The 1,034-nt window shown below is 29.8% G+C and carries 1 protein-coding gene; it reads right to left on the bottom strand.

The window, feature by feature from the left end; translation table 11 throughout:
• Positions 1–106: 106 nt before the first annotated feature.
• Entirely contained in the window at positions 107–697 is a 591-nt protein-coding gene (locus ACQKMD_RS22015; RefSeq protein WP_427754708.1) for a TetR/AcrR family transcriptional regulator, read from the bottom strand.
• Between the last annotated feature and the right edge of the window lie 337 nt (positions 698–1,034).

Below are 1,034 nucleotides of genomic sequence, written 5' to 3'. Positions count from 1 at the left end.
GATGTTTAGTGTGGTAACTTACATTTTACACGGAATCGTTATGGGCGTTTTCTATTTTGTCTTGGTGTTGCACTTAATATTACAATTCGTCAAATGAAAATGATTGTTAAACATCTACAATTGCTTTTTTGCCTGAAATTCCACAGCAAATTAGTTTCTTGATATAAAAAAACCACAATTCCTGAGCAATTCCATTACTATTTGGAGTAGCCACACTGTGGAGAATAAACATTAATATGGTATCATTCGGCATTTCTTTATCCAAAAAATGCTCTTTTTTTCCTTGCTCTATTATTGTTTGTATTATGGTATACATACCTAATTGCAAATGCTGTATTAATTCCTTTTTATGTATGAGTACTTCAGAACCATTTTCCTGAATTTCTTTTGATTTCAATAAAATTTGTTGCAAATCTTTATATTTATACAGTTTCGACACTAATTCATCTAACTGCTCTGTGAAAGGCTCTTGTTGATTAATTAACTTTAAGTCTATATGTATTTTCTTCAATGCTGAAACTAAATAATCAAAAATGAGTTCTTCTTTATTTAGATAATATTTATAAATTGCCGCTCTTGAAACATTCAAAGCATCTGCTAGCAGGCTAAATGTATACCCTTCATATCCATACTTTAATAAAAGTATCTTGGTTGTATTAAATATTTCATCGGATGAAAACTTTCTCTCCCGCGCCATTTTAATCACCTCTATTTTTAAAGTAGTGGTCTTATGCTACATTCTAGACAAGGAATATTATACCATCACCATCCGATAATAACATTACTATAGTGCGAATTATATTTTCATCACTATATAATTTCTCTCAATTTCTAAAACGCCTATTATCAATACAATAAATTCTATTGAAATTTGTTCGTTATTAAATCGGGTATTTATATTAATAACTCTAAATGAGTATTTTTAAATACAAATATTATCACATAAAATGCAATGACTGGTACCTTATGCCACTTGAAGCTCATTTTTGATTTGTTCAAGTGGTGTGCCGTCTGTTGTTGCTACGTAGACGAAC

The sequence above is a fragment of the Viridibacillus sp. NPDC096237 genome (assembly GCF_050278625.1).
Classification (GTDB): domain Bacteria; phylum Bacillota; class Bacilli; order Bacillales_A; family Planococcaceae; genus Viridibacillus.
The sequence above is the reverse complement of the archived record's forward strand: the minus strand, read 5'-3'. Positions and strand labels throughout refer to the sequence as shown.